The organism is Amycolatopsis sp. NPDC114503, assembly GCF_055633655.1.
This window is the reverse complement of the sequence record NZ_JBVKDT010000017.1, coordinates 72,778-96,611: the sequence shown is the minus strand read 5'-3', so window position 1 is coordinate 96,611 and position 23,834 is coordinate 72,778. Positions and strand designations below refer to the sequence as shown.

Genomic DNA, 23,834 nt, shown 5'->3' with positions numbered 1-23,834 from the left:
GGGGTGCTTGTCAAGGCGGGAAAGATGCCTTGACAAGCACCCCCGCGCCGCGTTTTTGGCTTCGTATCGGGGTGCAGGGCCGGGTGTGGCTGCGCTGGTGGGTTTGGGTGCGCGGGCTGCGGTTGGGGACGTGGTGACGCGGTGGTGTGGGTGTCTTGGTGGGTTGGGTGCGCGGGCTGCGGTTGGGATGTGGGGTCGCGGTGGCTTGGGTGCGCTGGTGGGTTGGGCGCGCGGGTGCGGCTGGGTCGGTGGGGGCGCGTGGTGTGGGTGCGCTGGTGAGTTTGGGCGTGCGGGTGCGGCTGGGCGGGTGGCTGAAAGGCCGTGAAGGGAACCCTGGGGGAATCTAAGTCCGTGGAGGGGCCCTTCACGGACGGTTGCAGGCCGTGAGGGGAACCCTGGGGGAATCAGCGTCTGTGAAGGTGGCCCTCACGGACGTTCGGTCGTGACATGAGTGTCGAAAGTTCGACACAGGTATTGAATTCTGCCCCGAACGGGTTTACCTTGGCTGCATGACGTTGCCTCCAGCTGCACCATCAGTGGCCCCGTTTGACGAGGTCAGCGTGCTTGCGTATCGGCGTGCTGGGTTGTGGGCGGGGCAGTCGCTGCCTGCTGAACTCCTGGCCGCAGCTCGTCGTCATGGTGCTCGGACTGCTCTCGTTTCCGAGGGCGTCGCGTGGACGTACGACGAGCTTTTCGACACGGCGTCGCGGTTCGCCGCTGGGCTGCTTGGGTCCGGGGTTGCTCGGCCGGGGGAGCCGGTGCTGTTTCAGATGGGGAACGTGGCGGAGACCGTCGTCGCGTATCTCGGGTGTTTGTTCGCCGCTGCGCCGCCGGTGTGTACTTTGCCGCAGCACGGGGTTCGCGAGATTGGGTTGCTCGCGGCTCACGTCGGTGCGCGGACGTTGATCGCGCAGGCTGATTTCCGGGACGGAAGGTTGCGCAGGCAGGCCGAGCAGCTGTTGGCTGACGGGGCCGTCTCCGATGTTGTTGTGTGTCGGGGTGAATCGCTGGGGGCTGTGCCGTCGTATGCGCAGCTTGTGGCTGAAGAGTCGCGGGAACCGTTGCCCTACTTGGATGTTGACCTCACGGAGCCCGCGGTATTCCAGCTGTCCGGCGGGACCACGGGGTTGCCGAAGGTCGCGCCGCGGTTGCATGAGGAGTACGCCTACAACGCTCGTGCCTGGGCTGCCGCGATGGCGATGGATGAGCGTTCGCGGGTGCTGTATCCGTTGCCGCTCATGCACAACGCGGGGATTTCGCTCGCTTTGCAGCCTGCGATTCTCACCGGAGCGACGCTCGTTCTCGCTCCCTCCGCGGACATCGACACGCTGCTCGATCTCATCGCCGAGCATCAGCCGGACGTGCTTCCGCTGGTGCCGCCCGCGCTTGCGGTGCGGTTGCTCGAATCGCCGCGGGCACACGCGGCTGACCTGTCCTGTCTAAAGGATTTCGTGATCGGCGGGCAGCGGTTGCCGGTCGAGGTCGCCGAGCGGTTGCGGGACGAGCTGGGCATCCGGATCCGGCAGATGTTCGGGATGGCCGAGGGGATGTTTCTGGTCACGCCGGCGGGTGCGGGCGAGGATGTGCGGCACCACACCGTCGGTGCGCCGATCTCGGCGGCGGACGAGATCCGGATTCTCGACCCGGTGTCCGAGGACGAGGTCCCGGACGGAGAGGTCGGCGAGTTCGCCGCGCGCGGACCGTACACGATCCGCGGCTACTACCGCGCGGAAGAGCACAACCGGACCGCTTTCACGCCGGACGGGTTCTACCGCACCGGGGATCTTGCCCGGCGGCACGTCAGCGAGAAAGGCGTCAGCTACTCGATCGACGGACGGATCAAGGACGTCATCAACCGCGGCGTCGAGAAGATTTTCGCGGAAGAGGTGGAGGAGATCATCGTCGCGCATCCGGACGTGGTCACCGCCGCGCTCGTCGCGATGCCCGATCCGGTGCTGGGCGAACGGGCGTGTGCGTACCTCGTGCTCGAGGACCACGCCGATCCGCTGACCGTCGAAACCCTTGGCGCGCATCTGCTCGGCCGCGGGCTCGCGAAGTACAAGCTGCCCGAACGCGTCGAGGTCGTCGCGGCGCTGCCGTTGACGAACGTCGGCAAGGTCGCGAAGAACCGGCTGCGCGAAGACGTCCAAGCGAAAATGGCCGAAGGGAGTGCCCGGTGAGCCGGCGCGTGAACGTAATCGGGGGCGGACCCGGCGGGCTGTATGCCGCTCGGCTGCTGAAACTCAACGACCCGAGCCTGGAGGTTGTCGTCCACGAGCGGGCGGACGCGTCGCGGGCGACGTTCGGGTTCGGGGTCGGGCTCACCGAGGCCACTATGCGCAACCTCGAACAGGCCGATCCGGAGACCGCGGACCGGGTCCGGGCGGTCAGTTACGTCGGCCATGAGCTGCGCTTCGACGCTCCCGACCGGTCCGTGTGCCTGCACGGCGCGCGCAATCTCGCGGTCGGCCGGGCGGCGCTGCTGCGGGTGCTGGGGGAAGCGGCGACCGAGGTCGGCGTCGAATACCGCGCCGGCTCGCGCGCCGATCTCGGCACTGTGACCGGTGACGTCGTCATCGCCGCGGATGGGGTCGGCAGCGCGACGCGCACCAAACTCAGCGCCGAGCTCGGCGTCCGCACCAGCCTCGGGCGGACGCGGTATGTGTGGTGCGGTGCCCCGTTCGCGGCGTCGTCGGCCTTTTTCGCCGCGGCGCGTCGGGGGCCGGAATTGTTCGTCACCCACGCGTATCCGTACGCGGAAGACCGCAGCACATTCCTGATCGAAGTGGACGACGAGACTTGGGCCAGCGCTGGCCTCGCGGAGTTCGACGCGGCGGCCGCTCCCGGCGAAACAGACCGGGAAAGCGTGCGGCTGCTGGAAAACGTGCTCTCGGATCAGTTGCGCGGCGGTGAATTGCTCACGAACCGCACCCGGTGGAGCCGGTTCGTCAACCTCGGGCTCGACCGGTGGCACAGCGGGAATGTCGTGCTGCTCGGCGATGCCGCGCACACCGCGCACTACACGCTCGGTTCCGGTACCAAGCTGGCGTTGGAAGACGCGATCGCGCTGGCCGGGGCGTTGACCGGGGAGAGCGCGCCGTCCGCCGCGTTCGCCGCGTACGAGCAGGCGCGTCGACCGGCGGTGGAGCGGTTCAAGCAGCTCGCGGGCCGCAGTCAGCGATGGTGGGATTCCTACCGGTGGCGCGCGGACTGGTCGGCCGAACGACTCGGTCTGTCCTACATGACGCGCTCGGGGAATATCACGATGGCCGACTATGCCCGGTCGGAACCCGAGGTCGTGCGCGCCGCGCTGGAATGGCTGGGTTCGGCGCCGTCCGGCGACCCGGAGGAATGGGTGCTCGCACAACCGTTGCGGGGCAATGGTTTCCAGCTTCCGTCGCGGGTGACCACGCGTGCGGAACTCGGCCAGGTCGGCGAGATCGCTTGGACCGAACCGGACGTGTGGAACGAGGCCGCCGACGCCGCGGTCGCTCGCGCCGGCCGTTCAGCCGGCCCGCTGCTGCTCACCGGAACTCCGGACGAGTTCTGGGCCAGGGTCGATCTCGCCGAGCGGCTTCGCCTGCAGACCCGCCGGTGCGTCGGCGTGCAGCTCCCCGAGTCCGCGCGGGCTTTCGCGGCGACCTCGATCGGTGCCGGCCGGGCCGATTTCGTTGTCCTGAACTGAAAACTTTCCCAGGAGGAATCCGTGACCAGCATTTCCCGGCGCGTCGGGCTGATCGTGCCGAGTTCGAACGTCACCGTCGAAACGGAGCTGCCGAGGCTGCTCCAACGCGTAGCGGGGGTCGATTTTTCCTTTCACTCCAGCCGGATGCGGATGCACGCGGTGACGCCGGAGCAGCTGCGGGCGATGAACGCTCAGCGCGAGCGATGCGTCCTGGAGATCGGCGACGCGCGGACGGACGTGCTGCTCTACGCCTGTCTCGTCGCGGTGATGGCAACCGGGGCCGGGGCACACCGGGACACGGAGCTGCGGATCGCCGAGCAACTGGCCCTCGGCGGAGCGGAGGCCAAGGTCTTGTCCAGCGCCGGTGCTCTGGTGCGCGCGCTGAGCGATCTCGACGCGAAGCGTGTCGCACTGGTCATGCCGTACACCGAACCAGTCGCGCGCACGGTGGTCGAGTACCTCGAGGCCGAAGGCTTCACGATCACCGGCTGGCGCGCGCTGGGCGTCGCAGACAATACCGAGGTCGGCTGTATCCCGGGCGACGATGTGCTGTCCGCGGCCCGCGAACTCGACCTCCGGGACAGCGACGCGTTGGTGCTTTCGTGTTGTGTCCAGATGCCGTCGCTCGACCTGATCCAGCCAGCGGAGGAAGAGTTCGGACTGCCAGTGCTCTCCGCCGCCACGGCTGGCGCGTACTCGATCCTGCGCGGCCTCGGCCTGCCGGTCGACCTGCCCGGTGCGGGTTCGCTGCTGCGTGCCGACGCCAAAGTCCAGGCCTGAAAGGAGTTTCCCGCATGACGAACAAGCCAGTGCACCGCGTACGCGGGGTCGACCACGCCGCGTTTCCCACGTTCGACCCGGTCGCCACCGTCCGGTTCTACCGCGACGTGCTCAACTTCCCGATCGTCCACTCGATCTGCGCGGCCGGCTGGGGCCCGGAGCAGCATCCGGACTTCATCCACTTCTTCTTCGACATCGGCGGCGGCGACCGGTTGGCGTTTTTCTATTATTTCGGCTGGGAACCGGCAGGCGACCAGACCGCACCGGGCGACGCGTGGGCGCGGCTGCCGCACGGCACGCCGAAGTTCTTCGCCGACAGCAGGCACCTGGCGATCAACGTCGCCGACGAGGAAGACCTCCTGGAGTACCGCCGCCGCTTGGACGAATCCGAATGGCCGGTGGAAATGCAGGTGATGCACGAAACCATCGAATCCATTTACACCCACGACCCGAACGGCTACATGGTCGAGATCACCCGCGCGCTGCGTCCGGTTACGCCACAGGAGGATCTCGACGCGGAACTGACCCTGCGCGCGTTGTGCGACGTCGCTTCCGGCGAGGAGCCGTCGATGGACAAACTGCTTACGCGCAAGGCAGAACTGATTGTTGAAGAAGCGGCTTCGTGGGAGCCAGTCGGGAAGGAGACGGTCTGACGTGGCCCGATTCTATGTCCTAGACGTACCGGAAAATGAAGGTGTGCTAGCCGTCGCCCGCCAAGACGATGGCAATACCGTCGACCGGATCGGCCCGTACTTCCGGATCAGCGCCCCGGATGCGATCGTCATCGACCGCCGCGCGACCGGCTGCCGACACGCGGTCTGGTACAGCGCGATCGCCGGGCTGGAGGGATCCGTGATCACTCAGCACGACAAGAACGCGCTGCGGATCGAAAGGCGTCCCCATGCCTGAAAACGGCCTCGGCTCCGGTCGTTATCACGCCCCCGCTTCGCTTCCCGAGGCGACCGCCACGACCGCGCACCAGCTCACCACTTCCGACGGCGCGACGGTCAACGGTCTGCTTAGGACAGTCCCCGGTGCCTCCACGGTCGCCTTCCTCATGCATCCACGACAGGATTTCTCGCACCACGTGCTGGTTCCAGAACTGCTCGCCCAGGGCTATGCAGTGTGGACACAGGGCACCCGGACGGTCGGCAACGATCTCACCCTGCTGCACGAACAAGCCTTGCTGGACATGGCCGCCGGCCACGTTTTCCTACGCTCGCAGGGCTTTACCTCGATAGTCCTCATTGGACACTCCGGCGGTGCCGCCCTGTCTGCTTTCTATCTGCAACAGGCCGCACTCCCTCCGTCCTCTAGACTCCACTGCGCACCAAGCGGAAAGCCTGTGCCGTTGGCCGAGGCCGACCTGCCGGTCGCGGACGGTTTCCTGATGATGGCCCCGCATCCTGGCCAGGGTGCTCTGCTGCTCCGCCTGATCGACCCTTCGGTCACCGACGAACAAGACCCTCGCTCGGCGTCGCCGGACCTGGATCCCTACGCCCCCGCGAACGGTTTCGCCGCCCCGCCGGAACCGTCGGCGTACTCGGACGATTTCATCGCCGCGTACCGATCCGCCCAATACGAACGCATCGCCAGGATCGACGAGCGCGCCCGGGAACTGGCCGCGGAATCCGCCGCCGCACGGCGTCGCTACGGCGACTCCCACGATCCCTCCGACCGACGCAGCGCCCTGGCCACCGGAGTGCTGACCGTCTACCGCACCGACGCGGACCTGCGTTCGGTCGACTTGTCGCTGGACCGCAACGACCGCCCGTACGGTTCGCTGTTCGGCCGCCGCCCGGACCTGACCAATTACGGAGTCCTGGGCTTCGGCCGCCTGACGACCCCGGATTCGTGGCTGTCGACGTGGTCGGCGATCTCGAGCAACGCAGACCTGGCCAGGTGCCTTCCGGACGTCAAGGTGCCGACCCTGCTGGTCGAACTGACCGGCGATCAGGCCTGTTTTCCCGCCGACGCCAACCGTTTCCACGACGCAAGCGGCGCGGCGGACGTCACGCATGTGCGGGTGCCGGGGCGTCATTTCGGCGCGCCCCTGCACGAGGGCATGACGTCGGGCGCGACCCTGGCTGGCGCGGAAATGGGCCGGTGGCTGGGGGAGCGTTTCCCTGCAGGACGCTTGCCGTGAGGTGAGTGGGTTGTGGTTTCTCGCGGGCTCGCTGGTCGCGGCCTTGGTGTTTCGTACTGTGTGCCGGTCTCCTTCAGGGGAGACCGGCACCTTTGCGTGTTCCCTTTGCGCAGTCCCGTACGGCATCTCGCAGACTGTATACAGAGGACAACATTTCGCCGACGCGATGGCAGTCGGCCGAATCCTGCCGACTGCCATCGCGTCGGCGACTTTCCCTTGCGCAGTCCGTCGAATCCCTCCGGCAGCTTTCCGCAGGTTGCCCGGCGGTGTTCCGACGGCAGCTTTCCCCTGGCTTCGGAGGCTTGTCCCGGGTGTGTGCGGCCGACAGTCTCCGGCAACTTTCCCAGGGGAACCTAGCCAAATCTCCTCCGGCAGCCTTCCCTTGCGGACTTCCAGCCGGCTGACTCGCCGTCGACGACTCCGCCTGGCGTCACGAAACCATCGTCGGTCAATCCGCCGAGTGCGGCGGCGAGTTCGTCGCTGCTCGCATCCCGCCGACTGAAATCCCGGCGGCTGGCACCCTTCCGGCTGAAATCCCTCCGGTCGGAGACCTCGGACCGGAACCCCTCCGGGCCGGAATCCTCCGACCGGAGCCTCGGTCGGAACCCTCCGATCGGAGCTTCTCCGACCGGAATCCTCCCGACTGGAATCCCTTCAGCTGATAGACCGGCCGCAAGTATGCCGGTCGATTGCATACCGTCGACTTGCAGCCTGCGAGCAGTCGACAAATCCCGAGAAGATCGCTGCGGGCTCGCTGCACTGACCCCCTCTGCCCAGCCCCTCTCCCCGGCCCCCGTCCGGCCCCCGCACCCCTCTCCGGCCAGGGCACAACTGTGACCCTCATCAACAACACGCGCAAACAACAAACCGCGTATGCAACTATTGCTCAAGCCGACAAGCGGCATCAACACGCAGACCGTCACCAAAGACCGAAACGCACACCAAGGAGACGCGGGCTCATGCCATTAGCACTGGTAGCGCTGGCCATCGGGGCCTTCGGGATCGGGACTACCGAGTTCGTGATCATGGGTCTTCTCCCCGAGATCGCCGCGGACTTCGGCGTCTCCATCCCCTCCGCGGGCTTTCTGGTGACCGGGTACGCGCTCGGGGTCGTCGCGGGTGCGCCGGTGATGACCATTCTCGGCACGAAGATCAACCGCAAGACCATGCTCATGCTGCTCATGGGCCTGTTCATCGCCGGGAACCTGCTGTCGGCGGTCGCGCCTGCGTTCGGGGTCATGCTCGCGGGGCGGATTGTCGCCTCGCTGGCGCACGGGGCGTTCTTCGGGATCGGCTCGGTCGTCGCCGCTGAGCTGGTCGCGCCGGACAAGCGCGCCGGGGCGATCGCGATTATGTTCACGGGGCTCACCGTTGCCAACATCGTCGGCGTGCCGCTCGGGACGTTCGTCGGGCAGGCCGTCGGCTGGCGGGTCACCTTCGGGATCGTTGCGGCGCTTGGCGTTGTCGGGCTGGCGGGCGTCGCGAAGCTGGTGCCGGATCTGCCCCGGCCCGAGGGAGCGCATCTGCGCAAGGAGCTGGCCGCGTTCCGGAACGTTCAGGTTGTCCTCGCGATGGCCATGACGGTTCTCGGCTTCGGCGGGGTCTTCGCCGCGATCACCTACATCGCCCCGATGATGACTGAGATCGCTGGCTATTCCGCGGGTTCGGTGACCTGGCTGCTGGTGCTGTTCGGCATCGGCATGTTCCTCGGCAACCTGACCGGCGGACGGTTCGCGGACCGCAAGCTCATGCCGATGCTGTACGTCAGCCTCGGCGGACTCGCGATCGTCCTGGCGCTGTTCACTGTCACCGCGCACAGCAAGATCCTCGCCGCAGCAACGATTTTGCTGATCGGGGCGCTCGGGTTCGCCACTGTGCCACCGCTGCAGAAGCGCGTTCTCGATCAGGCGCACGGCGCGCCGACGCTCGCCTCCGTCGTCAATATCGGGGCCTTCAACCTCGGCAACGCACTGTCCGCGTGGCTCGGCGGCGTCGTGATTTCGGCCGGATTCGGTTACACCGCACCGAATTGGGTCGGGGCCGCGCTCGCCGGTTCCGCGCTCGGCCTCGCGATCTGGTCGGCCGCCCTCGAGCGCCGTCCTCGCGTCGCGGTGGCCGAACCTCTTGTCCAGCATTGAGAAAGGTAATTCCGATGAAGGTCCGCCTCAACAACGGCGTCGAAATCCCGCAGCTCGGCTTCGGTGTCTTCCAGGTCCCGGACGACCAGACCGCCGCCGCGGTGATCAGCGCACTCGAAGCCGGCTACCGCAGCATCGACACCGCCGCGATCTACGGCAACGAAGCAGGCGTCGGCCGCGCCATCGCCGAATCCGGGATCTCGCGCGAGGACCTTTTCGTCACCACCAAACTGTGGAACGACGACCAGGGCTACGACTCCACCCTCCGCGCCTTCGAGGCCAGCCTCGCCAAACTTGGTCTCGACCACGTCGACCTGTACCTGATCCACTGGCCGACGCCCGCCCGCGACCGCTACCTCGACACCTGGCGCGCGCTGGAACACCTCGCCAAGGACGGGCGGATCCGCGCCGCCGGCGTGTCCAACTTCCAGCCCGCGCACCTGCGCCGCCTGCTCGACAACAGCGACCTCGTGCCCGCGGTCAACCAGATCGAGCTGCACCCCGGACTCCAGCAGGCGGAACTGCGCGCCTTCCACGCCGAGCACGGCATCGCGACCGAGGCGTGGAGCCCGCTTGCCCAGGGTGCCGTCCTGGCCGACCCGGCAATCACCGAAATCGCCGCGCGCACTGGGAAATCAGCTGCGCAGGTGGTGCTGCGCTGGCACTTGCAGCTGGGCAACATCGTGATCCCGAAGTCCGTGACGCCCGCCCGGATCCGGCAGAACCTCGACGTTTTCGACTTCGAGCTGACCGGCGCTGATCTCACCGCGATCGCCGCCGCGGACCGTGGCCTGCGCACTGGTCCGGACCCGGATCAGCTCAACTGACTGATCGTTGCGGGGGAAGGGAAAGAGGAGTCTGAATCAACGCCGCGCTGGGTACGTCGTACGCACCCGGTGCGGCGTTGATTCGTGGGATGCGCCCGGCGCGCCTAGCGACGGCGGAAGCTTCCGGGCTGCGTCCGGTGGTTCTGGCCGGGCCTCAGTCGAGGCTGGCCGCCCCAAGCCCCCCGCCGCTGGCCAACCCCATGACCGAAGCACCGCTCATCCCGCCTAGCTCCGCACAAGCCGGGTAGCAGTGACGCCATTGGGAAAAGCCGTCCGCTCCGTCACCGAAAACACCGTCGGATCGAATCCGCCGTCCACCATCGGGATGCCTGCGCCGGCGATCACCGGGTAGCTCTTCAGCACGATCTCGTCGATCTCCTCCAGCAACGCCCCGGCCAGTGTGCCGCCGCCGCAGAGCCAGATGTCTTTGCCGGTTTCCTCCTTCTTCAGGTCTCTCACCAGGCCTACCGGGTCGCCGGGGACGACGGTTACGGCTGGGTCGATATCCGGTTTCAGGGTGCTCGACACGACGTACTGCCGCAGGTGCGCATAGGGGCTGGGGACGCTCGGATCGAGCTGATGGGTCGCGCGGCCCATCAGCACGGTGTCGAATCTGCGGTTCGGGGCGTCTTCGACACCGGACATGGCGCGGAAGGCGGTCGGGACTGTCTCCGGGTACAGCGTGTTCATGAATCCCATGTAGGCGGCGGTCTGCTGCGCGTCGCCCTGCGGGAAGAAGTCGAACTCGCCTCCAGGGCCGGCGATGCGGCCGTCGAGGGTGACTGCGATGTAGTACACGAGCTTTCGCATCTAGTAACTCCGTCTGTAGTACTCTGGTTGAAGTGGTTTGAAACGTACAACTACAACTGGAGTGGTGTCAAATGGTGCGGAGGAACGACCAGCGGCGGGCCGCGCTCGTCGACGGGGCGATCGAGGTCTTGGCGCGGGAGGGGGCGCGCGGGCTGACGTTCCGGGCGGTCGACGCGGAGGCCGGCGTGCCCGCGGGGACGGCGTCGAACTACTTCGCCAACCGCGACGAGCTCTTCACTCAGGCTGGGGCGCGGGTGTACGAGCGACTGCAGCCGGAGGACGACTCGCTCCCGCCTGGGCTCGGGGACCGGGAGTCGTACGCGCAGCTGATGCGCGAGCTGGTCGGCCGGATCGCGGCGTTTCGCACGGGGTATCTCGCGTTGCTGGAGCTTCGGCTCGAGGCGACTCGACGGCCGGAGTTGCGCAGGGTGCTGACGGAGCGGGTCCGGGCCGACGTCGAGGGGAACGTCGCGTACCACGTGGCGTCGGGGCTGCCGGGCGACGCCACCGCGGTCAGGCTGCTGATTCTCGCGTTGAACTGGTTGATCGTCGAACAGCTGACGTTGCCGGACGTTTTCTCCGAAGCGGAACGCGAACAATTGATCACCGAGGCGGTCAAACGCATCATCGGCCCCGAATAGGGACTATTCGGGAGGAAAAGAACCGTTTCGCGGCCCGCTCTCGACCGGCAATTTAGGTTTGCCTATCGTAATCTGCGTGCAGTGGGCAGACGCGGTTCCGAATCTGATGATCGGCTTGCGCGAAGGGCTTGAAGCGGGCCTCGTGGTGAGCATCCTGCTGGCCGCGTTGCGCAAGATGCGACCGGAAAACGGCGCGGAAGGCAAGGAAAGCACGGTCTCCACGGCTCCGGTGTGGTTGGGCGTGCTGGGCGCGGTGACCGTCGCGGGCAGTTTCGCCACAATTCTCACCTTTTCCACCGATGTCCTTTCTTCCCGTGCGCAACAGATCGTCGGCGGCTCGTTGAGCGTGCTCGCGGTATTCCTCGTCACCGGCATGGTGTTTTGGATGCGCCGGACCGCGATGGGGCTTTCCGCGCAATTGCGCGGCGAAGTCGAACGCGCGGTGGCGATCGGCGCGGGCGCGCTGACGCTCACGGCGTTCCTGGCTGTCGGTCGCGAGGGCCTGGAGACCACGCTGTTCCTCTGGACGGCGGTGAAGGCGTCCGGCACGACGGTCGCGCCGTTGACCGGAGCGGCGCTCGGGCTCGGCATCGCGATCCTGCTCTGTTGGCTGCTTTACCGCCGCGCGGTGCGGCTCAACCTCGGCGTTTTCTTCAGCCGCACCGCTTTCGTGTTGATCGTCATCGCGGCCGGCGTGCTGTCCTACGGCCTCGGCGACCTGCAGGATGGGGGAGTGCTGCCCGGTCAGAGCTGGGTCGCCTTCGACCTCACCGGCACGCTTGACCCGAACTCCTGGTGGGTTTCGCTGATCAGCGGCGTCACCGAGCTGACGCCCCGGATGACCGTGCTGCAGGTGACGGCTTGGCTCGTTTACCTCGCCGTCGTGATCCCGCTGTTCGTCAAGGCCGGTCGACAGCCGGTCGAGCGAAAGCCGGAAGGCGAAGCCGCGCCAGCCGGGAAGTGGGAGCGGCTCGCGGGCAAGCACACCGTGGTCGTCGCCGGTGCGTTGGTGCTGGTCCCGGTCGCGGTGGCCGCGTTGGTGATCGCCGCGCTTCCTCAAGCCGCAACGGGGTCCACGGTTTCGGTGGGCGAGCACGACTGTGCGCCCGAGTGGAAGTCCGCGCAGGCTGGGGCGCAAAGCATCACCGTGACCAACAAGACCGCGAAGGCGGGCGAGATCCGGCTCGACGACAGCAGCGGCGGGATCGTCGCGGAGATCGAGACGATCGGTCCGGCCACGAGCGCCACGATGTCGGCGACGCTGGCGGACGGTTCCTACATCTTCCACTGCCTGATGTCCGGGCAGGCCACGACCGCGTCGGCTCCGGTGCAGGTCAGCGGCGGCGCGGCGAACAACGGTCCAGCGCCGGTCAAGCCGGTCACCACCGAAGATCTCACCGGGCCGAATCAGAAGTATCTCGGTTACGCCGCCCAGCAGCTCGGCACGGTGTCGACCGCGGTGGGGACGGTCCGTGCGGATTTGGCTGCAGGCAACGCCGACGCAGCCAAGAAGGATTGGCTCACGGCGCAGCTCGCGTGGGAGCGCGTCGGCGCGTCTTACAACAGCTTCGGCGACGCGGGGACGGCTGTCGACGGCTTGCCCAACGGACTGCCCGCAGCCGCGGCCGATCCTGGCTTCACCGGGTTGCACCGCTTGGAGTACGGCCTATGGCACGGCCAGTCTCCGACGTCGCTGGTCCCGGTCGCTGATCAGCTCACCCAGGATCTCGCGGCCCTGCGCGGAAAACTCGCCACCGACGACGTCGCGGGCGATGCCACGAAGCTGCCGATCCGCGCGCACGAAATCCTCGAGGACGCGATCCGCGATCATCTGTCCGGAATGGACGATCAAGGCAGTGGAACTGCTTACCCCGCAACGGATGCCGACATCGACGTCACCCGCACCGTGCTGGCCGAGCTGACTCCGCTGCTTAACGAGCGTGCCCCGAAGCTGGTCCAGACCGCGACCGAACAGCTCACCACGCTCCACGAAGCGCTGGCCAACCACGCGCCCAGCACCCTCGCCCAGCGCCAGGCGGTGAACGGCGCGGCCGGAGCTGTCGTCGAGACGCTGTCCGCGGTGCCCACTCTGCTCGAAGTTCCTCCGAGCCACTGATCGGCTGGTGAATCCCGAAGTGACGAACGTCAATCGCCGCAACTTCCTGAAAGGCGCGGCCGCCGGAGCGGCAGGCACTGCGCTCACCGGAGGCGTGCTGATCGGCGGCGCTCAGGCCGACGAACGCTCCGCCGGTGCGGCACCGGCCCCAGCGACGGAGCACCCGTTCCACGGCGCCAACCAATCCGGCGTGCTCACCCCGGCTCCGGCGGAAAAACAGGCTTCCGCGGCCTTCGTGGCATTCGACCTGCTCAGCGGATCGAAGACGGACCTGATCGCGCTCCTGCACACGCTCACCGACCGGGCGCGATTCCTCGCGACCGGCGGAACGCCGCCGAACCTGGGCGTCGGAAGGCCGCCGTCCGACAGCGAGGTGCTTGGCCCGTCCGTCCTCGCCGACGGCCTCACCGTCACGGTTTCTTTCGGTGCCAGCCTTTTCGACCGCGTCGGCCTCGGCGCGCGCAAGCCGAAAAAGCTGACCCCGATGAAGATTTTCCCGGATGACGCGCCGGAAGCCGCCTGGATGCACGGGGATCTGCTGATCCAGCTGTGCGCCAACAACCCGGACACGGTGCACCACGCGCTCCGCGACCTCACCCGGCACACCCGCGGCGCGATGCAGCTGCGGTGGAAGATGCACGGCTACAACCCGCCGCCGCGGCCGTCCGGCGCGGGGCGGAATCTGCTGGGGTTCAAGGACGGAACGGCGAATCCGGTCGGCGGCGAGGCGAGCGGGCTGGTGTGGGTCGACGATCCGGCCGAGCCCGCGTGGGCGCGCGGCGGCAGCTATCAGGTGGTGCGGCTGATCCGGATGCTGGTCGAGTTCTGGGACCGGGTGTCGATCAACGAGCAGGAGAAGATGTTCGGCCGCCGCCGCGATTCGGGCGCCCCGCTGGACGGCAACACCGAGACCGACAACCCGAACTACGCCGCCGACCCCCAGGGGGCGGTGATCCCGCTGACCTCGCACATCCGAAAAGCCAATCCGCGCACGCCCGCCACCGACAGCCAGCGCCTGGTCCGTCGCTCCTACAACTACGACCTCGGCGTGGACGCGAACGGAGAACTCCAGGCCGGGCACGTGTTCGTCTGCTACCAGCAGGACGTGCGGCGGCAGTTCGAGACGGTGCAGCAGCGGCTGGCCGGCGAGCCGCTGGTGGACTACGTGCAGCCGTTCGGCGGCGGATACTTCTTCACGCTGCCGGGCGTCCGCGACGGGAGCGACTGGTACGCCAGCGGACTATTTGGTTAGGCTAACCTTGCTTTCGACTGCCCCGGTGCGGTGCAATGAGGTATGGACCTGTACTCGATCGGCGAGGTGTCGGCGAGCTTCGCCGTGCCGGTTTCGACGCTGCACTACTGGGAGAGCTGCGGCCTGATCGAGCCGCGCCGCCGCTCCGGCTGGCGGTTCTACGACCGGGACCAGCTTTACCGGATCGCGCTGATCCGCACCTGGCGGGAAACCGCACACCTGAGTCTCGACGACATCGCCGCGCTGCTCCGGAGCCGCGGCCAGTCCGGCGACTGGCGGAGCACGGTCACCGCCCGGATTGAGGCGATCCGGGAGGAGGTGACGCGGTTGCTCGACGCGCAGGCGTACCTGCAGCACCTCATGACGTGCAGCCACGACGGCCCTCTGGACGAGTGCCCTAGCTTCCGGGCTGGGGTCGATTTGCCGGTCGCGAACGCGGCTAAGTAGTTGCTGTTCCCTTTACGGACTTCTATGAGAGCGGAGAGCCCTCCTCGAACGGTCTGAGCGGCGGTGGCAGGCTCGACCTGGCGATAACGCTCGTCGGCAGCCCGCAGGTGATCAGTCGACCACCGTCCTCGACCCGCGCAGTCGCCGGGGTCACGGTTTCCTTGTCCGCGCCGACGATTCTGCTGATGACTATTGCCGCCACCGTGCAGGGAACGGCGATTTCGTCGCGACTGCCTCTGGTCCAAGAACTTCTCAATCGCGAACCTGCACCCTGAAAGGAGGCATGGGATGGCGGGGAAGAGATCGTGCAAGGAGTTCCGGTGGGGCGGGCGCAGAGGTGCCCGTTCGATCTGCGTGGTGCGGAGGGGACGTGGGTAGCGTGGTCGGTGTGGTTGACGCAGATGCGGTGTGCGCGGGGGTTCGGGAGCTTGGGGTCCGTGAGGGTGGGGTGGTGATTGTGCATTCGTCGTTGTCCGCGTTGGGGACTGTGGACGGCGGGGCGGATGCGGTGGTGCGGGGATTGTTGCGGGCGGTGGGTCCTGCGGGGACGGTGGTGGTGCCCGCGTTTACGCCGCAGGTGGCGGATCCGTTTCCGGAGCGCGTGGAGGACGCTTCGGTCGATGAGGAGCGGGCTCGGGTGCCGTTGTTTCATGCGGATCTGGTGACGCCGATGGGGGCCGTTCCCAACGCGGTGCTGGGGTGGGAGGGGCGGTGCCGCAGCCGGCATCCGCAGGTGTCTGTGGCGGCGGTGGGGGCTCGGGCGGCGGAGGTGACGCGTCGGCAGCCGCTGGGGTATGCGGTGGGGTTGGGGTCTCCGTTTGACTGGTTGTATCGGGAGCGGGCGCAGATTGTGCTGCTCGGGGTGGGGCACGGCCGGAACTCGTTTTTGCACTACGCGGAAACTCAGGTGCCGCAGCATCGGCGGAAGGTTCGGCGGTTTCCCTACCTTGTGGACGGGGAGCGGGTGTGGGTGCGGACCGACGACGTCGGGGACGACGAGGGGCGGTTCTTTCCTCAGGTCGGGGAGGAATTCGCGGAGACGGGCGGCGTGCGGCGGGGGAAGGTCGGCGCGGCGGAGAGCCAAGTGATGGACTGTGTACCGCTCGTAGCGTTTGCTCAGCGGCGGCTGGGCGAGCTGCTGCGGTGAAACCGGCACCTATACTCGGGCGTTGTGACTGAAGGGTTCTCGCAGGTAGTGGAGCGGTGCCGGGCGTTCCTGGAGGAACGACGGCCGCCGACGCCGTGTCTGGTGATGGACCTTGACGTGGTTCGGGAGAACTGCGAGCGGCTCCGGAACGTGCTGCCGGAAGCTCGAATGTACTACGCGGTCAAGGCCAATCCGGCGCCGGAGGTGGTGCGGGTTCTTCGGCAAGCCGGGGCCGGGTTCGACGTTGCCGGGCGCGAGGAGATCGAGTTGTGTCTCGCGCAAGGGGTGCGGCCTGAGTTGCTGTCCTATGGCAACACGGTGAAGAAAGCCCGGGACATCGAATTCGCGCACCGTGTGGGAGTGCGGCGGTTTACCTTTGACAGCCTTGAAGATCTGGAGAATCTCGCGGAGTTCGCGCCGGGGGCGACTGTTTCCTGCCGGATTCTGGTGGACAGTCCTGGGGCGCTGACGCCGTTCGGGCGGAAGTTCGGGTGTGCGCCGGACATGGCGGTCGACCTGCTGGTTCGGGCGGCTGAGCTGGGGCTTGATCCGGAGGGCGTCGCGTTTCACGTGGGGTCGCAGCATGTCGATCCGCGGGCTTGGGAAGTCGGGATCGCTGCTGCGGCTGAGGTGACGCGCGCGGTCGCGGAGCGCGGGGTTTCGTTGCGGGGGCTGAATATCGGTGGTGGGTTTCCGGTTGGGTATCTGACCGAGCCGCCGCCGTTGGAGGAGTACGCGGCGGTTGTTCGCGAGTCGGTGGAGCGGCATTTCGCGGTCGCGCCCGCGTTGTCGTTCGAGCCGGGGCGGGCGGTGGTGGCGTCGGCCGGGATGATTCGCAGCGAGGTGGTGCTGGTGTCGCGCAAGTCTTCGGCGGACGAGCGGCGCTGGGTGTACCTCGACATCGGCCGGTATGGCGGGCTTGCCGAGACGGAGAACGAGGCCATCGCGTATCGGCTGGTCACCGCGCGCGACGGGGGTCCGGACGGGCCCGTGGTGATCGCGGGGCCGACCTGCGACGGGGACGACGTGCTTTATCAGCGCACGCCGTATCGGCTGCCGTTGGCGTTGCGGGCGGGGGATTACGTCGATATTCCGGACGCCGGAGCGTACACGCAAAGTTACTCTTCGGTGTCGTTCAACGGGTTTCCGCCGTTGCGGTCGTACTTCGTCGGCGGGGAAGCCGGCGGGGTCGGGGAGTTCGCCGGACGGCATGTGCTGGCCGAGTTTTCCGGGGTGTCCGCGGAAGTGCTCGACGATCCGGCGTTTCTGTGCGAGAGCTTGGAACGTGCGCTGGACAAGGCCGGCGCGACGGTGTGCGAAGTGACGTACAAGCAGTTCGAGCCGCACGGGGTGACGGCGATGGCGTTGCTGTCGGAGTCGCACGCTTCGATTCACACGTATCCCGAGCGCGGGTCGGCGTTCGTGGATGTGTTTACGTGCGGGCGCAAGGCGGATCCGGAGTTGGCCGTTCAGGTGCTGCGGGATTTGCTCGGCGCGAGCGTTTCGCGGGTCACCACTATCCACAGAGGACAGGAAGACAGTTGAACATCGAGGAACCGGTCGGCGCGGGGCTGACCCGGCTGTGGCAGGTCTCGGACGTGCTGGTCGACACGCGGACTGCCTACCAGCACCTGGTGATCGGCAAGACGGCGCAGGGGATTTCGCTGTTCTGCGACGATGAGCGGCAGAGCACCGAGTTCAGCCAGCTGGTGTATCACGAGGCGTTGCTGGTGCCCGCACTGTTGCTGGCGTCCACTGTGGACCGAGTGTTGGTGGTCGGTTCCAGCGAGGGTGTGGTGTGCCAGATCGCTTCCGAGGCGGGGGCTTCGGTCGATCACGTGGACATCGATGTCGAGGCGGTTCGGCTTTGTGCGGAGCATTTGCCGTATGGGTACTCGTCGGCTGAGCTGGCCCGGGCGGAGCGTGGCGAGGGGCCGGTTCGGGTGCATTACGCCGACGGGTGGGAGTACGTCCACGCTTGTGCGGAGAAGTACGACGTGGTGCTGGTGGATCTGCCGGACGAGCAGGATTCCGCGGATGCCCAGCACAATCGGTTGTACGGCAGGGAATTCCTGGCGCAGTGCCGGTCGTTGCTGACGCCGGGCGGGGTGGTCGCGTATCAGGGCGGGTGCCCGACGTTGTGGCGGAATTCGACGTTGGTGAAGTGCTGGCGTCGGTTCGAGGAGGTCTTCCCGACGCCTGTCTACTTCGGTTCGCCGGAGCATGAGTGGGCGTTTTTCTTCGGTACGGACGGGGAAACGCCGGTGGAGACGATGGTGGGGCGGTTGGAGACGCTGCCGTATCGGCCGGTGACGATCGACGCTTTGACGTTGCGCGGGGCGACGGTTCCGCCGATCAGCCTTCGCCGGTGACGGAGGCGTGGACGTTCGCGTTGATCACCCCGGACGGGGTGGTCGGCGAAGCATTCGATTCCATTGTGGAGTTGCTGCGGCGCAACGGTTTCGTGGTGGTCACCGGGCGGGTTCTCCAGGTTGATCTGGCGACGATGAGGCGGGTTTATCGCGCGACGGAAGCTGGTGATCCGCGGAATGATCCGTTCGGGCGGCTTTACGCTTCGGGGGCGGCGTGTTTGCTGCTGCTGCATCGCGCCGCGGGGGATGCCTGCGCGACCTTGACGCGCTGCAAGGGCGCGACTCGACCGGACTCCGCGGAGCCGGGGACGGTGCGGTATCTCGGGGAGAACGTCATCCTCAATCTCATGCACAGTCCGGACGATCCGGTCAGTGCGGTGCGCGAGCTGTCTATTTTGGTCGGGCCGGAAGATGCTGAGCGGTACCGGGCGGTGGCGGAGTCCGGCGTTCTCCGCGGGGCTGCGGCGTTGCGTGCCAGTCTTCCCGCGACGCACGGATGGGAGGCGATCTCCTATCCGGTCGCGGTGAACCGCATTCGGCGGAGGATCGTGCAGCAGCTCGTGGGCGGGGACGAGGGGCTCCAAAGCGAGCTGGACGAGGAGCGCGACCGGATCGCGGTGTGCCGGACCAGCAGGGAACGGCTTCTGGTCGCCGAGCGGGCGAACGCGTCGATTCAGCGGAGGCTGACTGCCCTGGGGGTCGGGGAGCTGGCTGGAGCGCCGCCGGACCAGGCTGTTCTCGCGGAGCGGGGCATCTTCGTTTCAGCGCTGGAGCGGCTGGTTCTCGAGACGCACTTCGCTTGAACAGCCGCGGCAGCAGCCGGACATCTTGCTCAGGGCGCGGAGCGGAGAGGCGGCTTCGCTGTTCAATGGGACTGGTGCGTTCCCGGGTTCGGCAGGGGGGTCGGGGTCGTGACGGGCTCGTCCGACGGGCCGGTGTTGCCGGATTTCGTTCCGGGTTCCCACCCGGCTCCGGGGACCTGGCCTTGCGGTCGCGGGTTGAGCGGCGGCTGGTAGACGCGGTCGCGGATCGCGTCGCTGGGGGCGCGTCCGCTCGTCGCTGAATGCGCGGACTTCGGCACCGGGTTGCTGTGGTGCGGGGGATGCGCGCTGGCGGGCTTGGCCGCGGGCGGCACCGGAACCGGCGGGGTGGGCGAAGCGGCAGCCGGAGAGGGCGAAGCAGCAGCCGGGGAAGGCGAAGGGGAAGCCGGGGAAGGCGAAGCCGAAGTCGAAGTAGGGGCGGAAACGGCAACCGGATTGGGCTGTGGCTGTTCGCTGCTGGACGTCAGCCCCACGGTCACCACAGTCACCGCGATCGCCGCGCCGGTCGTCGCCGCGGCGGCCAGCAGGAGTCCCCGTCTTCGATGCATGAGCGGATCCAACTGCCGCCCCTGATCGGTGTCAAGCGCCGGAGAACCAGCCCGGCAAGTCCAGTCGTGCGGACTCCGGCGAGGCGACCTTCCGCAGGTCCTCCTCCAGTGCGCGAAGCCGTCCGGCGCCCAGGGTTTCCGACCACTCCGCGCGCAGCCGGTCGAAGATCCGCGCCGATTTGGCCAGGCAGTCGAGGCCCCGGTCGGTCAGCCGCACCAGCATCCGGCGGCCGTCGTCGGGGTCGCGGTCCCGGCGGACGTAGCCGAGCCGTTCCAGGGTGTCGATCGTCTTGCCCGCGGCCTGTTTGGTAACGCCGAGGGTGCGGCCAAGGTCGACGGCGGTCGTGCCGGACGGGCCGATCGCCTGGAAGACGAAGCCGTGCATCGGCCGGACGTCGGGGTGGCCTTGCTTCGCCAGTTCGGCGTGCAGGTCGTCGATCAGGCTGCGGAAGCCGAACAGCAGACGCAGCGGCAGCTCGTATCCCGGCGGATCGCTTGACATAGGTAGACAACCTCGTTGACTATATGGACAACCTCGTTGTCGATTATAGGGGAGTGAGCAAGTGACGGTCATCAGGGACAGTCGTCGGACGGAGACGCCGAACGCAGTCATGACGACGCTGGCTTCGCCGACTCAGGGCGGCAGCCAGCAGGCGGTCTGGAGAGTCGAGATGGTGCCGGGCGCGGCCGGGCCGGTGCATGCGTTCGACACCGAGCAGGTGTGGACGATTCTCGGCGGTGGGGCGGAGATCTCGCTGGGCGGCGTCGTCGAGGTCGTAAAAGAGGGGGAGACGGTGGTGATGCCTGCCGACGCCGAGCGGCAAGTGCGTGCTGATGCGAACAACGGCATGGTGGCGATCGTGTGCGCGCCGGGCAGTACGCGGGTCTATCGGACGGGCGTGGTGCCGGCGTGCGCGACGGCGGACGGAGACAAGATTCTTCCGGACTGGGTGGCCTGAGCTGTGGCGGGCGTCACGGAATGTTCGGCGATCTTGAGCGCTACAACGGATATGTCTGCTCCCACCACGCCGCCCGCCGCGTCCCAAGAAACCGCCTCGGTCGTTCCCGTTCTGGACGACTTCGACTTTCCGCTCGTCGACGGTGCCGCCTGCCGCATCGACGACCCGGATTGCGAAGCCTGCCAGTAATAGCACGCGCACGGGGCGTGACGAGTGGTCACAACATGAGTGACCGGTCGGTGACAGCTCGGGAAACACGGTAACTGCCGGCCTTTCCGGCAGTTACCGTCGTTCTCGTGCCATTGACATTGATCAAAGGTCAGTTCCGGGTCGTCGGGGCTTCCCCGGACGGAGACTCGGTCCGGTTCTATCCGGACCGGGCCGACGCGTTTTCCGCCGCGAACCTCAAAGTGCGGACCAATTCCCGGGGCGGGGTGCAGTTGCGCCTCGACGGGATCGACGCGCTCGAGACGCATTACCGGCCGCGGGTCGCGGGGGCCGAGTTGTGGCGCCAGCCGAAAGAACTGGCGGACGCCGCCGGGGCGGAACTGTTGCGGTACCTCGGTTTCACGAAGGTCGAGCGCGACGAGGGCGGCCGCGTTTCCACCAGTACGCCGGGGGAGACGAGCGGGCACATTCTGACCCGGTTCGCCGACAAGTACGGCCGTGCGGTCGCGTTCGCGTTTCCCGGACAGCGGGCGGGGCGCTCCACCGACGGCGGGGACGTGCATCTCGATCCGAAAGCGCTGAAGGCGTCGGCGAATTTCCGTCTGCTCGAAACCGGGCTGGCGTATCCGACGTTCTACTCCAAGCTTTACCCGGATCTCCGGCAGGCGATGGCCGACGCGGCGGTCGCGGCGCGCACCGCGGGCAAGGGCGTGTGGGAGCACGACGTGACGAACAGCGGGTTCCGGCTGACCAGCCGCGCCCAGCTGCGCGACGACGTGGTGCTGCTGCCGAAACTGTTCCGTCGCCTCGTCGATTACTTGAGCCTGGACGAGACCGGCGGCGTCTCGCTCGCCGGGTTCGCGGACTACGTCGACACCCGCAACGACCGGCTTTTCACCATCCCCGACGGGCACGCCACCGAACTGCACACGCTCCTGTCCGTCCGGCGGCAGACGATGAAGCTCACGACTCCGCCGGAGCAGATCGTGTTCCAAGAGGCTTGACCGGCTGCCGCAGGACCGTCTTCAGCTTGTCGGGCGCGGTGCGGCGCGGGTCGCTCAGGTAGATCTCGTGGTGGTCGCTGTTGAACGTCAGGCCGTGCTCGGGCAGGTATTCGTGGTGGAGCCGGTTCAGCGTGGGCGTTTCGTCGTCGTACGAGCCGATGTGCAGGATCTGGACGCTCGTGCCTTCAACCAAGGTGCGTAGCTGAACGTCGGCGAGCGCGGGGTTGTCTTTCTTCTTCGCTACGCTTTCGGCAGCCTCCCGGACCATCTCCTCGGTGACCCAGTCCGGCTGGCTGATCAGCATCGTCCAATCCCACTTTTCCTTGTCTCGCTTGAGAAAAACGCTGGGGTCATCGGCACGCCACAATCCCTCGAGCGGTCCGACCACGAAGTCTCGGCCAAGGGTTTTCTTGCTGGCGAACTTCACCGCGTACGCGATCCCGTACAGCGCTTCGACGGCGTTCGTGTACTCCGGCGCGGTGTTCGGGTCGCCGTGACCGTCCGCGGCGAGGTACTGCAGCGCGGGCACGTCCACGACGGTGAAGTCCTTCGACGGCGGCGAATACAGCGCGCGATGGGTTTTCTTGACGTCGTACTTTTCCACCGTGGTCTCCTTGGTGAGGACGCTTTCGGTCCAGGTGAGGTCGGCTGTGAGCATCGCTTCGCTGTAGTCGAAGATCGCCGACGCCGCGTCCGGCAATGGTTCTTGGCGGGCGCGCGTCGCCCGGACTTCGGCGAGTTGTTCGCGCAGTGCGGCGACTCGCGCGGTCAGCCCGGAGCGCACTTCCGCTTCGGGCAGGCCGGGGCTGTTGGCCATCGCGACGAGGACGCGCGCGTGGATCGGGGTCAGCGCGGTGAGCGCTTCGCGGGTGGCCTCCGCGCACAGTTCGACACCGGCCTGCGTGGCTCGGATGGTCGCGCGCGATTTGCCGGACCGGGGAGCGCCGGTGGCTTCGATCAGGCCGCGCTTGGCCAGTTTGTCGAGGACGTAATAGATCGAGGAGAAGCCGAGCGCGGTCCAGGTGCGGATGCCGCGTTCCTCGACCACCCGCTCCAGCGCGTAGCCGTGCTGCGGTTGCTCCACGAGCAGACCGAGGATGGTCAGTTCGGCGTCGGTGAGGGCGGCCACGCCAGCTATTCTAGTACTAGAATAGCTGGGCCTCCAAGACCGCGACCTCAGGAGCCGGGTCGAAGCCGTGCCCGATCAGCCAGTGGACGACCCGCAGGCTGCGCAGCGACCACCACGCGCGGAGTACGTCGAGGTGGATGCCGCCGCCGTAACCGGCCAGGACGTCGTCGAGATGTTCCTGGTGGGCCAGCGTCAAGGCGGCGAGATCGAAGTGGGCGTCGCCCTGGGCGGCTTCGGACCAGTCGAGCACGCCGGTCACCTCGTCGCCCTCGACGAAGATGTGGGCGACCTGCAGATCGCCGTGGACGAACACCGGGGTCCACGGCCGGAGCGCGGCCTCGGCGATGCGGCGGTTGCCGGTGACGAGGTCGGCGGGCAGGACGTCGTTCGCGATCAGCCACGCGCATTCGCGGTCGAGGTCCGCGGCTAGTTCGTCGAGGTTCAAGCCGGGTGCCGACGGCAGCGGCGCCTGGTGCAGTTTCCGTGCGGCGGCTCCGGCGGCGGCCCAGGCTTCCGGCGACGCGGTCGACGGTTTTCCGGGCCGGCCGAGTTCCCGTCCGGGCAGCGCGGCGAGCGCGAGCACGGGCGGCTTGCGCCACAAGATCTCCGGGGTCGGGATCGGCGCCAGGGCCATCGCGGCGACCTCGGCGTCGGCGCGTGCTTGGTCGGTGTCGACCTTCAGGAACACGTCGCCGACGCGCAGGGTCGCGCGTTCGTGGTGGGCGACGATGATTTCGACTTCCTCCATGCCCGCGATTGTCACGAAGACGATCAAGGACGTCACCGGATTTTCGCGCGGGCGGCGGCGAGTACCCCCAGCACCCGCCCCTCCCCCTCCGGAGGA

23 protein-coding genes and 1 pseudogene are annotated in these 23,834 nt (G+C 67.5%); 19 read left to right on the top strand and 5 right to left on the bottom strand.

The window, feature by feature from the left end; translation table 11 throughout:
• Positions 1 to 509 precede the first annotated feature (509 nt).
• From ACZ7OI_RS43875 to ACZ7OI_RS43840, 8 genes are all read left to right on the top strand, one after another.
• On the top strand, positions 510 to 2,180 hold the full coding sequence (locus tag ACZ7OI_RS43875) for an AMP-binding protein (RefSeq protein ID WP_470270015.1): 1,671 nt from the start codon (positions 510 to 512) through the stop codon (positions 2,178 to 2,180).
• Positions 2,177 to 3,685, top strand: coding sequence for an FAD-dependent monooxygenase (locus ACZ7OI_RS43870; protein WP_470270014.1), 1,509 nt, complete (start codon positions 2,177 to 2,179; stop codon positions 3,683 to 3,685). Before ACZ7OI_RS43875 ends, ACZ7OI_RS43870 begins: the two co-directional genes overlap by 4 nt.
• A gap of 21 nt (positions 3,686 to 3,706) precedes the next feature.
• Positions 3,707 to 4,465 (top strand): maleate cis-trans isomerase family protein, encoded by a 759-nt coding sequence (locus tag ACZ7OI_RS43865; protein ID WP_470270013.1) that lies wholly within the window; start codon positions 3,707 to 3,709, stop codon positions 4,463 to 4,465.
• A 14-nt stretch (positions 4,466 to 4,479) separates the two neighbouring features.
• A complete protein-coding gene (locus ACZ7OI_RS43860) occupies positions 4,480 to 5,118 on the top strand; it encodes a VOC family protein (RefSeq protein ID WP_470270012.1) in 639 nt (212 codons plus the stop codon).
• Between the two features lies 1 nt (position 5,119).
• Positions 5,120 to 5,374 (top strand): hypothetical protein, encoded by a 255-nt coding sequence (locus ACZ7OI_RS43855; protein ID WP_470270011.1) that lies wholly within the window; start codon positions 5,120 to 5,122, stop codon positions 5,372 to 5,374.
• Entirely contained in the window at positions 5,367 to 6,611 is a 1,245-nt protein-coding gene (locus ACZ7OI_RS43850) for an alpha/beta fold hydrolase (RefSeq protein WP_470270010.1), read from the top strand. The genes ACZ7OI_RS43855 and ACZ7OI_RS43850 overlap by 8 nt, the downstream gene beginning before the upstream one ends.
• A 959-nt stretch (positions 6,612 to 7,570) precedes the next feature.
• Positions 7,571 to 8,749, top strand: a complete 1,179-nt coding sequence (locus tag ACZ7OI_RS43845) for an MFS transporter (RefSeq protein ID WP_470270009.1) — start codon at positions 7,571 to 7,573, stop codon at positions 8,747 to 8,749.
• Between the two features lie 14 nt (positions 8,750 to 8,763).
• Entirely contained in the window at positions 8,764 to 9,576 is an 813-nt protein-coding gene (locus tag ACZ7OI_RS43840) for an aldo/keto reductase (RefSeq protein ID WP_470270008.1), read from the top strand.
• Between the two features lie 225 nt (positions 9,577 to 9,801).
• Here ACZ7OI_RS43840 and ACZ7OI_RS43835 read toward each other — a convergent pair whose 3' ends face one another.
• Positions 9,802 to 10,386: a dihydrofolate reductase family protein gene (locus tag ACZ7OI_RS43835; protein WP_470270007.1), complete on the bottom strand. Its 585-nt coding sequence runs from the start codon at positions 10,384 to 10,386 to the stop codon at positions 9,802 to 9,804.
• 71 nt (positions 10,387 to 10,457) lie between these two features.
• Here ACZ7OI_RS43835 and ACZ7OI_RS43830 point away from each other — a divergent pair, with 71 nt between their 5' ends.
• The 9 genes and pseudogenes from ACZ7OI_RS43830 (at position 10,458) to ACZ7OI_RS43790 (ending at position 19,164) form a co-directional block, all read left to right on the top strand.
• Positions 10,458 to 11,027 carry a TetR/AcrR family transcriptional regulator gene (locus tag ACZ7OI_RS43830; RefSeq protein WP_470270006.1) on the top strand — a complete coding sequence of 190 codons (570 nt, stop codon included), beginning with the start codon at positions 10,458 to 10,460 and terminating at the stop codon, positions 11,025 to 11,027.
• A 76-nt stretch (positions 11,028 to 11,103) separates the two neighbouring features.
• The gene (efeU, locus tag ACZ7OI_RS43825; RefSeq protein ID WP_470270005.1) at positions 11,104 to 13,143 is read left to right on the top strand and encodes an iron uptake transporter permease EfeU; all 2,040 of its coding nucleotides are present in this window, start codon (positions 11,104 to 11,106) and stop codon (positions 13,141 to 13,143) included.
• A gap of 19 nt (positions 13,144 to 13,162) precedes the next feature.
• Positions 13,163 to 14,395 carry a Dyp-type peroxidase gene (locus tag ACZ7OI_RS43820; protein ID WP_470270004.1) on the top strand — a complete coding sequence of 411 codons (1,233 nt, stop codon included), beginning with the start codon at positions 13,163 to 13,165 and terminating at the stop codon, positions 14,393 to 14,395.
• Positions 14,396 to 14,437: 42 nt separating this feature from the next.
• Positions 14,438 to 14,842 carry a MerR family transcriptional regulator gene (locus ACZ7OI_RS43815; protein ID WP_470270003.1) on the top strand — a complete coding sequence of 135 codons (405 nt, stop codon included), beginning with the start codon at positions 14,438 to 14,440 and terminating at the stop codon, positions 14,840 to 14,842.
• A 451-nt stretch (positions 14,843 to 15,293) separates the two neighbouring features.
• Positions 15,294 to 15,989: an AAC(3) family N-acetyltransferase gene (locus ACZ7OI_RS43810; RefSeq protein WP_470270002.1), complete on the top strand. Its 696-nt coding sequence runs from the start codon at positions 15,294 to 15,296 to the stop codon at positions 15,987 to 15,989.
• A 105-nt stretch (positions 15,990 to 16,094) separates the two neighbouring features.
• Positions 16,095 to 17,081 (top strand): annotated as a pseudogene (locus ACZ7OI_RS43805) (type III PLP-dependent enzyme); the annotation flags it as partial.
• Between the two features lie 60 nt (positions 17,082 to 17,141).
• Positions 17,142 to 17,534 (top strand): adenosylmethionine decarboxylase, encoded by a 393-nt coding sequence (gene speD / locus ACZ7OI_RS43800; protein WP_470270114.1) that lies wholly within the window; start codon positions 17,142 to 17,144, stop codon positions 17,532 to 17,534.
• Entirely contained in the window at positions 17,531 to 18,361 is an 831-nt protein-coding gene (locus ACZ7OI_RS43795; RefSeq protein ID WP_470270001.1) for a spermidine synthase, read from the top strand. The genes speD and ACZ7OI_RS43795 overlap by 4 nt, the downstream gene beginning before the upstream one ends.
• Complete coding sequence (locus ACZ7OI_RS43790; protein ID WP_470270000.1) at positions 18,358 to 19,164, top strand: nucleoside-diphosphate kinase; 807 nt, start codon at positions 18,358 to 18,360, stop codon at positions 19,162 to 19,164. The genes ACZ7OI_RS43795 and ACZ7OI_RS43790 overlap by 4 nt, the downstream gene beginning before the upstream one ends.
• Positions 19,165 to 19,226: 62 nt before the next feature.
• Here ACZ7OI_RS43790 and ACZ7OI_RS43785 read toward each other — a convergent pair whose 3' ends face one another.
• The gene (locus ACZ7OI_RS43785; RefSeq protein ID WP_470269999.1) at positions 19,227 to 19,730 is read right to left on the bottom strand and encodes a hypothetical protein; all 504 of its coding nucleotides are present in this window, start codon (positions 19,728 to 19,730) and stop codon (positions 19,227 to 19,229) included.
• Positions 19,731 to 19,761: 31 nt separating this feature from the next.
• Positions 19,762 to 20,232 carry a MarR family winged helix-turn-helix transcriptional regulator gene (locus tag ACZ7OI_RS43780; protein WP_470269998.1) on the bottom strand — a complete coding sequence of 157 codons (471 nt, stop codon included), beginning with the start codon at positions 20,230 to 20,232 and terminating at the stop codon, positions 19,762 to 19,764.
• A gap of 61 nt (positions 20,233 to 20,293) precedes the next feature.
• Between ACZ7OI_RS43780 and ACZ7OI_RS43775 the strand changes: the two genes are divergently transcribed.
• Positions 20,294 to 20,689 (top strand): cupin domain-containing protein, encoded by a 396-nt coding sequence (locus tag ACZ7OI_RS43775; protein WP_470269997.1) that lies wholly within the window; start codon positions 20,294 to 20,296, stop codon positions 20,687 to 20,689.
• A gap of 296 nt (positions 20,690 to 20,985) precedes the next feature.
• The gene (locus ACZ7OI_RS43770) at positions 20,986 to 21,861 is read left to right on the top strand and encodes a nuclease (protein WP_470269996.1); all 876 of its coding nucleotides are present in this window, start codon (positions 20,986 to 20,988) and stop codon (positions 21,859 to 21,861) included.
• Here the strand turns inward: ACZ7OI_RS43770 and ACZ7OI_RS43765 are convergent.
• On the bottom strand, positions 21,821 to 22,990 hold the full coding sequence (locus tag ACZ7OI_RS43765; RefSeq protein WP_470269995.1) for a GyrI-like domain-containing protein: 1,170 nt from the start codon (positions 22,988 to 22,990) through the stop codon (positions 21,821 to 21,823). The two genes, ACZ7OI_RS43770 and ACZ7OI_RS43765, sit on opposite strands and share 41 nt — an antisense overlap.
• A gap of 16 nt (positions 22,991 to 23,006) precedes the next feature.
• Positions 23,007 to 23,738, bottom strand: a complete 732-nt coding sequence (locus ACZ7OI_RS43760) for a phosphotransferase family protein (RefSeq protein ID WP_470269994.1) — start codon at positions 23,736 to 23,738, stop codon at positions 23,007 to 23,009.
• Between the last annotated feature and the right edge of the window lie 96 nt (positions 23,739 to 23,834).

What these genes read in the sequence shown, in the direction of transcription:
- ACZ7OI_RS43875 (WP_470270015.1), top strand. Translation starts at nt 510, where the DNA reads ATGACGTTGCCTCCAGCTGCACCATCAGTGGCCCCGTTTGACGAGGTC.
- ACZ7OI_RS43860 (WP_470270012.1), top strand. Translation starts at nt 4,480, where the DNA reads ATGACGAACAAGCCAGTGCACCGCGTACGCGGGGTCGACCACGCCGCG.
- ACZ7OI_RS43850 (WP_470270010.1), top strand. Translation starts at nt 5,367, where the DNA reads ATGCCTGAAAACGGCCTCGGCTCCGGTCGTTATCACGCCCCCGCTTCG.
- ACZ7OI_RS43845 (WP_470270009.1), top strand. Translation starts at nt 7,571, where the DNA reads ATGCCATTAGCACTGGTAGCGCTGGCCATCGGGGCCTTCGGGATCGGG.
- ACZ7OI_RS43840 (WP_470270008.1), top strand. Translation starts at nt 8,764, where the DNA reads ATGAAGGTCCGCCTCAACAACGGCGTCGAAATCCCGCAGCTCGGCTTC.
- ACZ7OI_RS43835 (WP_470270007.1), bottom strand. Translation starts at nt 10,386, where the DNA reads ATGCGAAAGCTCGTGTACTACATCGCAGTCACCCTCGACGGCCGCATC.
- ACZ7OI_RS43830 (WP_470270006.1), top strand. Translation starts at nt 10,458, where the DNA reads ATGGTGCGGAGGAACGACCAGCGGCGGGCCGCGCTCGTCGACGGGGCG.
- ACZ7OI_RS43815 (WP_470270003.1), top strand. Translation starts at nt 14,438, where the DNA reads ATGGACCTGTACTCGATCGGCGAGGTGTCGGCGAGCTTCGCCGTGCCG.
- ACZ7OI_RS43785 (WP_470269999.1), bottom strand. Translation starts at nt 19,730, where the DNA reads ATGCATCGAAGACGGGGACTCCTGCTGGCCGCCGCGGCGACGACCGGC.
- ACZ7OI_RS43780 (WP_470269998.1), bottom strand. Translation starts at nt 20,232, where the DNA reads ATGTCAAGCGATCCGCCGGGATACGAGCTGCCGCTGCGTCTGCTGTTC.
- ACZ7OI_RS43760 (WP_470269994.1), bottom strand. Translation starts at nt 23,738, where the DNA reads ATGGAGGAAGTCGAAATCATCGTCGCCCACCACGAACGCGCGACCCTG.